Source organism: Alterirhizorhabdus solaris, assembly GCF_007785815.1.
GTDB lineage: Bacteria > Pseudomonadota > Alphaproteobacteria > Sphingomonadales > Sphingomonadaceae > Alterirhizorhabdus > Alterirhizorhabdus solaris.
The window spans coordinates 1-6,837 of record NZ_VNIM01000147.1; the positions used below are offsets into that span (position 1 = coordinate 1).

Annotated in this window: 8 protein-coding genes and 2 pseudogenes; 2 read left to right on the forward strand and 8 right to left on the reverse strand. The window is 67.9% G+C overall.

The window, feature by feature from the left end:
- Window positions 1-206: pseudogene (locus FOY91_RS20045) on the forward strand (DSD1 family PLP-dependent enzyme); the annotation flags it as partial.
- The gene (locus FOY91_RS20050; RefSeq protein WP_145155664.1) at window positions 206-598 is read left to right on the forward strand and encodes a RidA family protein; all 393 of its coding nucleotides are present in this window, start codon (window positions 206-208) and stop codon (window positions 596-598) included. The pseudogene FOY91_RS20045 and the gene FOY91_RS20050, both read left to right, overlap by 1 nt.
- 275 nt (window positions 599-873) lie before the next feature.
- On the opposite strand, the gene FOY91_RS20055 is transcribed toward FOY91_RS20050, so the two are convergent.
- From FOY91_RS20055 to FOY91_RS21860, 8 genes and pseudogenes are all read right to left on the reverse strand, one after another.
- Window positions 874-2,199, reverse strand: coding sequence for an NAD(P)/FAD-dependent oxidoreductase (locus tag FOY91_RS20055; RefSeq protein WP_145155666.1), 1,326 nt, complete (start codon window positions 2,197-2,199; stop codon window positions 874-876).
- Window positions 2,200-2,275: 76 nt separating this feature from the next.
- Window positions 2,276-3,556, reverse strand: coding sequence for an NAD(P)/FAD-dependent oxidoreductase (locus FOY91_RS20060; RefSeq protein WP_145155668.1), 1,281 nt, complete (start codon window positions 3,554-3,556; stop codon window positions 2,276-2,278).
- A 27-nt stretch (window positions 3,557-3,583) separates the two neighbouring features.
- Window positions 3,584-4,009 (reverse strand): GNAT family N-acetyltransferase, encoded by a 426-nt coding sequence (locus tag FOY91_RS20065; protein WP_238995813.1) that lies wholly within the window; start codon window positions 4,007-4,009, stop codon window positions 3,584-3,586.
- Between the two features lie 23 nt (window positions 4,010-4,032).
- Window positions 4,033-4,233 (reverse strand): annotated as a pseudogene (locus FOY91_RS20070) (IS21 family transposase); the annotation flags it as partial.
- 44 nt (window positions 4,234-4,277) lie between these two features.
- A complete protein-coding gene (locus tag FOY91_RS20075; protein WP_145155672.1) occupies window positions 4,278-5,348 on the reverse strand; it encodes a hypothetical protein in 1,071 nt (356 codons plus the stop codon).
- A gap of 211 nt (window positions 5,349-5,559) precedes the next feature.
- A complete protein-coding gene (locus FOY91_RS20080; protein ID WP_162527294.1) occupies window positions 5,560-6,357 on the reverse strand; it encodes a hypothetical protein in 798 nt (265 codons plus the stop codon).
- A 60-nt stretch (window positions 6,358-6,417) separates the two neighbouring features.
- A complete protein-coding gene (locus FOY91_RS22665) occupies window positions 6,418-6,546 on the reverse strand; it encodes a hypothetical protein (protein WP_275266052.1) in 129 nt (42 codons plus the stop codon).
- An 8-nt stretch (window positions 6,547-6,554) separates the two neighbouring features.
- The gene (locus tag FOY91_RS21860) at window positions 6,555-6,716 is read right to left on the reverse strand and encodes a hypothetical protein (RefSeq protein WP_162527293.1); all 162 of its coding nucleotides are present in this window, start codon (window positions 6,714-6,716) and stop codon (window positions 6,555-6,557) included.
- Window positions 6,717-6,837: the final 121 nt, after the last annotated feature.

The window sequence follows — 6,837 nt, forward strand, 5'->3', positions numbered from 1 at the left end:
TCGTCGCGGACGCCAATCAGGAGCATGGCATCATCGCCGTCCGGCCGGGATCGGGAGGGGTACTGCCCGATCTGGCGATCGGTGACCGCGTGCGTATCCTGCCGAACCATGCCTGCTCCACCGGCGCGCAGCACTCGGCATATCATGTCGTGCGCGGCGGCTCGCCCGTCGTGGAGGCCGAGTGGCCCCGGTTCGGGGGCTGGTGATGGCAGACCTGGTTGTGGTCAGGACCGACGCCGCCCCGGCCCCCGCCGGCCATTACGCGCAGGCCACGATCGCCGGCGGTACGCTCTATATCTCCGGCCAGCTGCCGATCCGCGCCGACGGTGCCGCGCTGCCTGACGACAGCTTCGAGGGGCAGGCGCGGCAGGCGATCGGTAACATGCTGGCGATCCTCGCCGCCGGCGGCGGCACGCCGGCGCGACTGGCGCGCGTTACCGCCTATATCGTCGGGGTGGAGAACTGGCCCCGCTTCAACGCAGTCTATGCCGCGATGCTGGGGGACGCGCGACCTGCGCGCACGGTGGTGCCGGTGAGCGAGCTTCATCACGGCTATCTCGTTGAGATCGATGCCGTCGCAATCTTGCCCGGCGACTGAGCCGTTCTTCGAACGACACTCTATTTAGCGAACGCTGTTGCAACACGACACGTCCGAGGTCCGCCACGCCTCGCGCTGTGCCGATCGGTACGGTGCGATTACCAGTCCCCTCAGGGCGTCGATACCCGTCAGTCTGCTCGACCAAGTCCGCGAGACGTGGTCGCGGTACGTTCCGCACGACGGCCTGATCGATGCGCTGACGTTGATACCGTTCGCCTTCTTAAGTCGGATCAGAAACACGTTCTGCGCGCAGATCATGACCGCATCGACAACACTCAGAACTCCGAAACTTCGATCTTCTCTCCGGCCACAAAGCGCGTGAGTCGATAAGGGCGTGGGTCGACGAGGGGTTCCTGCCCGGTAGCGATGTCGGCGACCAGATGGGCGGAGCCGGGGCCGATACCGAAACCATGTCCGCTGAAACCTGCTGCCACGATCATGCCGGGAATCGCTGGCACTTCGCCGATCACGGGCACGCCGTCGGGCGTGCTGTCGACGAAACCCGCCCAGCTCGCGACCGTTGGCGCCGACCCTAGTTCCGGGATCAGCTTGGCCGCATGCTGCCGCGTCAGTCGCACCGTCTTGGGGTCTGGAGTAGGATCGAGGATGCGCATCGCCTCCATCGGGGTCGGCCGATCCAGCCTCCAGCGGGACGAGCCCTCATGGCCTGCACGCGCAGCCTGAAGCCCGCCTGGCGAGATACTCTTCCACCGTTTCCCGAACATCGGCAGAAATTCACGGTGGAAGCGCAGGAACTGGAGCGTCGGGTCCAATTTGGCGCGACCGCTGATTGCCAGCGTGTGACAGCCGTCGCCTCGCCGCGTGATCGAGATCGACTTGCTGTAGAAGGCGTCCGGCAGCGTCAGTCCGCCGGTTCCCACCGCCAGGATAGTCTGGCGCACCGTCGCCTGCGGAAAGCGGACGCCGAGCTGGCGGCAAAAGGACGAAGCCCAGGCGCCACCGGCCTGAATGACCAGGCGGGTGCGGATCGTGCCTCGCTCCGTGACCACCGCGCTGATGGCGCCGCCTGTGGTCTCGATGCCACGCGCCGCGCACGACTGGTGCACAGTGCCGCCGAGCGCGAGCACCGCCGTGGCAGCTGCGGGCGCGGCCAGCCCAGGATTGGCGATCCCGTCCATCTGCGAATGCACGCCGCCCCGCCAGCGCTGTCCGGTAAAGCCGGCGTGGTGCGACGCTTCCTCACCTGACAGCATGCGCGTCTTGACGTCGACCGAGCGGGCGAAGTCACCCCAGCGAGCCCAGGTCGCGATTTCCTCCTCGTCGTTGCTGACATAGAACAGACCACAGCGACGAAAGCCGGTATCCTCGCCGCTCTCGGCACCGAATTGCTCCCACAGGTCGAGAGCCTTGGTGGCCAGCGGCAGCTCGCGTGCATCGCGGTTCTGCTGACGACACCAGCCCCAGTTGCGGCTCGATTGCTCGCCGCCGACCACACCTTTCTCCAGCAACGCGACCTTCAGCCCGCGCTTCGCCAGATAATAGGCGGTGAAACTACCAATGATGCCGCCACCGATGATCACGGCGTCGGCTTCGGCAGGGATCGTGGGCGAAGACCGGATGTAACGCAGTGGCGCGGGCATGATGGTAGTTCTCCGATGCAGTGAAATCAGGCGAGGCGCGTGATGGTTCCAACTTCCGAATTGGCAGGTTCCGCCGTTACTTCACGAGATCCTGAAAGCGATAATAAGCGCCGACGATCGGCAGAAACCACGGCTTGCCGAAATGTCCGGGGATGGCCGGCCAGTCGAAATCGCGCCAAGGGTTGAGGTCGGCGCGGCCATCGAGCACCTCGGCCATGATCGCCCCCATATAGGTCGCCATGTGGGTGCCGTGACCACTGTAGCCCATCGAGTAGAATACGCCGCTTTGCTCCCCCGCGCGCGGCAGGCGATCGCGCGTCATGTCGACCATCCCGCCCCAGCAATAGTCGATGCGCGTGTCCGCAAGCTCGGGGAACACGTCCAGCAGCGAACGACGCAGGATAACGCCGCTCTTGGCATCGGAAGCTGCATCGGTGCGCCCGGAAAAGCGCGCGCGACCGCCGAACAGGATGCGGTTGTCGGGTGACGTCCGAAAATAGTTAACGAAGTTGCGCGTGTCGACGGTGTTGCGACGCCTGGGGGTCAGCCGGTCGAGCTGCGCGGTCGAGAGTGGTTCCGTGGCGATGATGAAGGCCCCCACCGGCACGATCCGTCGGCGGAACCAGCCCAGCGGTCCTGCGGCCGAGGTGCCGGTGGCGAGCAGCACCTGATTGGCACGAACGGTGCCATGCGGCGTCGTCAGTTCATGCACCTGGCTGGCCGTGCGCCGCATGCGGATGAGCGGATTGTGTTCGTAGATCGTCGCGCCGTGTCGGGCGGCGGCCTCCGCCAGGCCCTGCCCATACTTGCCCATGTGCATGTTGGCGCTCTTTTCGTAGAGCATCCCGCCGAAATACCGATCGGAGCCGATCTCGTCTCGCATCTCGGCAAGCTGCACCATACGCGTCTGCGGATCCACTTCGCGGGCTAGCAGTTCTTGCGATCGCGCGATTTTCTCATAATGCTCGGGCTTCGCGGCGAGCTTCAACTTGCCGACCCGGCCAAAATGGCAATCGATGCCCTCCTCGGTGACAATCGACTCGACTTTGTCCACCCCGGCATCGAAGGCGCGGTACAGCATGTTCGCCCGTTCGCGCCCAAGCTGCGTCGACAGGGTGAGGTAGTCTTGCGCGAACCCGTTGTTGCACATGCCGCCGTTGCGCCCGGACGCAGCACCCGCCACGCGATCCGCTTCCAGCACCACCACCTTCGCGCCCTTTTTGGCGAGGGCAAGAGCGGCCGACAGGCCGGTGAAGCCCGCGCCGATCACCGCCACGTCGGCGACGCCCTCCGGTCCGCCGGGTGCGGCGGCGGCGAATGGCGTCGAGGTGTCGAGCCAGTAAGACATCATCTTCATAAGAAAGTCTCCGCGCGGCGTGCCGCCCTAACCGAGCGATTGATTGGAGAGGGCAAACAGCGTCGCCGCCGGATCGACCCGCGGCGGCGCACCGAGCGACATGGAGACGACCTGACCAACCAGCGGAAGTCCGATAGACTCAAGCCATGCGCTAAGGCCGCTCGCCATTGTCACGTCGATGCGGACGAATTGGCCCACATGCTGCTCGGCAAGCTTCGCGATCAACGCGCGGGCGTCTGTCGTGTCCTGGGCAACGACGGGACCGATCACGACGCCACGGCCCCAGCGGCGCACGCAGCCATAGCCGGTGATGCGGCCGCCACGTTCCACCACCACCACGTCGGCCATCGCGACGATCGCATCCAGCAACGCGGCGCGGTTCATTCCCGAACCCGCCTGGTCGGTCGCAAGCAAAGCGGCCCGGTCGCCCGCCCCGGCGGCACGCAGCGGCACGGAGGTGTCGGTCGATGGCGCTTTGCGTCGATGACCGGCAGGAGCGTGCCCAGCTTCGGCTTGGTCGGGGGCTTCGTCCGGCGGTATCCTGGTGGCGCCGAGTACAGGCACATCTTGCGCACCGTGTCCCGGCTCAGCCCGAACACGCTTGCCGCCTCGCGGCGACTATGACCCTCGACGAATACGAACCGCCTGACTGCTGCGTAGCTCTCCACGACAAACATCCCCGCCGCCCCGCAAAGCGGGCAGCTTAACCACTGGCCGGATTTTACTCCGCCCCCGCCAGCACTGCGCCGGCGGCACCGTGGCCGGGTTTGTCACCGCCCTTCACAGGCAGTCCCGGCTCGATCAGGAGCGTTCGGATCGCCTGCAGGTTCAGACGCTCGCCCGGCTGGGCCGCGACGATCGCGAAGGCCGTCTCGCGGAACGCAGCGTTCTCCTGGATCGCAGCGGACAGCCCGGCGTCCTTGGCCAGAGCGTAGCCGTGCCGACCGCCGCCGCCGCGGATCGTTCGCAGGACGCGGCGGAGCGTCGCCAGCATCTCGGCGTCGATCAGGTCGGCACGCTCGGCGACGATCCTGGCCAGCGTCGCGCCCAGCGCCCGCAGCGTGATGGAGCCAAGTGGCGTCACTGCCGCGCGAGGTGACGACGTGGCGAAGCTCAGCGCGTTGAGCCCCGCGACGAGGACGGGCAGGTCGGTGTCGGGCGCCGCGGGGATTGCGGGGAGGAGGCGCACGCCCGCGGTCGCGTAGTCCTTGCCGGTGAGGCGCCTCAGCAGCCGGAGCGCGGTGTTCGCGCCGAACGCCGACGGGTAGCCGGTGGCGATCAGCCTGACGATGATCTCGTCGTCGCGCTCAGCCTCGAACCTGATCTCTTCCGGCGGCCGCAGCGGCCGACCCCACGCGACTATGTCCGCTGCCGCGGCGGCGATGTCGTCTGGGCTGCCGCATGCGGCCAGCGCGACGACGGCGGTCAGGCGCAGGCCCGGCGGTGCGTATCCGCCGCCGATGATGGCGGCGAGCTGCGGTGAGGCCGAGCGATAGCGTCCGGCGCGAATGATCTCGAGAAGATGGTTCTTGGCGGTGCCCCGCGCGCGTGCCAACAATCCGACGACGCGTTCCTCCAGCCCCGGCCGGGCGAATCGCCGGAGGGCCGCCTGGTCGAGATGGTAGCCGCCGGGCAGGCGGTCCGCGCCGCCGTCAACGTGGCGGGTCAGCGCGGCGGCAAGGTCGTCGATGGGCAAGGTGCGGGGATCGCCGTCCTCCATCAGCCAGACCGGATCGTGATCGAGCAGCCGTGCCAGTGCCACGCGATTGTGGCTGGCGAGCCATGCGAGCATCGGTCCATAGACGGCGGGCGCGAGCGTTTCGCCGAACGGGCTTGCGAGGGACGTGCTGACGGTCGCATCCGCGGACGCCCCGCCCCGCCCCGGATCGTGTCGCGGAGGTGCTCGGCGGCAAGCATCGCCGTCACCTCGGAGCGGTAGAACCTGATCGTGCCGGCTTCGGCCGGCGCGAAGAGCGGCGTGGCCAGCAGGCCCCGCACGTCGCCTATCGTGATGCCGCCCGGCCCGGTGGTGAGCAGCGTCGCGGCGTCGAGCCACGGCTCGGCAGCGCGATGTCTCTGGTCTGCGCGACCGTCAGCGCGAAGGCTAGCCGGCGCGCGGCCCGCATCGCGGCGACCTGGTCGGCGGGCGGGCGCGGGGCCTCGGCGTCCGCGTCCCGCAGCCGCCGCTCGACCGACGCCCGGAGGACCGCGCCGCGCGACGCGAACGACCGCGCCAGGTCGTCTCCGCCGCGGTGGGCCACGTAGTGGTCGGCGTAGTGCAGCGCGTCGAGGGGCGTGCGGGCGTCGTCGATCAGGTCGCTGACCTCGAGCAGCGTTATCAGGCCGTCGTCGGCACCGCGCGACCTGGCGAGTCGCATGATGCGGTCTTCGTCGAGCAGCGCCAAGGCGAGGCGCGTCACGTCGCTCCCTGCATCGCCGCGCGCCGCCGCAAGGCGGGCGGCGAACATCTCAAGCGGTTTCTGCTCGGACCGGTCGTGCCACTCACTGCCGCGCGACGAGACAACGAGCCGAATGCGCGAAATGGCGGGACCCAGGGCTGCCTTGAGCGCGGCCAGCGCGTCGGGCAGCGGCGTGGTCGTCACCATGCTAGGTAGCTTTGCCTCGTCGACCGAGTCGAGCATGAAGACGGCCTCGCCGCGGCCGACGATCCAGCGGTCGAACGCGGCGCGTTGGATCTCGTCGTCGAGGGCCATCCGAAAGGTCGTCGTGCAGAGCCGCTCGATGCGCATGTAGAAGGCGTCGCCGTCGGTGCGGCGAAGATCGGCCGCCCGGTCGCGCATCTCTTGCGACTTGCCGGCACCGGCTTGGTCGAGCAGCGCGACGACTCGGTGCCTCAGCACTCAGGTCCAGTCGCGCACCTCGTCGCGGCGCAACGCCGCCTCCCACGGATCGGCGGCGCGAAGCTCTTGCGCGATGAAGCGGCGGTCGAGGTCGATGCCGCGCGCGCCTCCTGCCGATGATCCGTCCACGGCTACCGTCACTCAGACCTGAAGGCGTCGCCCTTGGTGGCGCGAGCGATGGCGGTCTCGACGATCCGGTCCGCGACGCGGTCGCGGTCCTTCCACTTCATCACGAGCTTGCCGGGGTCCATGCCGAACTCGGCGACGATGTCGAGCAGCTGCTCGTGGCCGAGCGACACTAGGGTCAGGACCCATTGATGTGATCGTCGCGATCTGATTCAGGCTCCGCAAGGAGACCGGGATGAGTGACCTGTTTTGGCTGACGGATGAGCAGATCGAGCGGCTGCGGCCGTTCTTTCC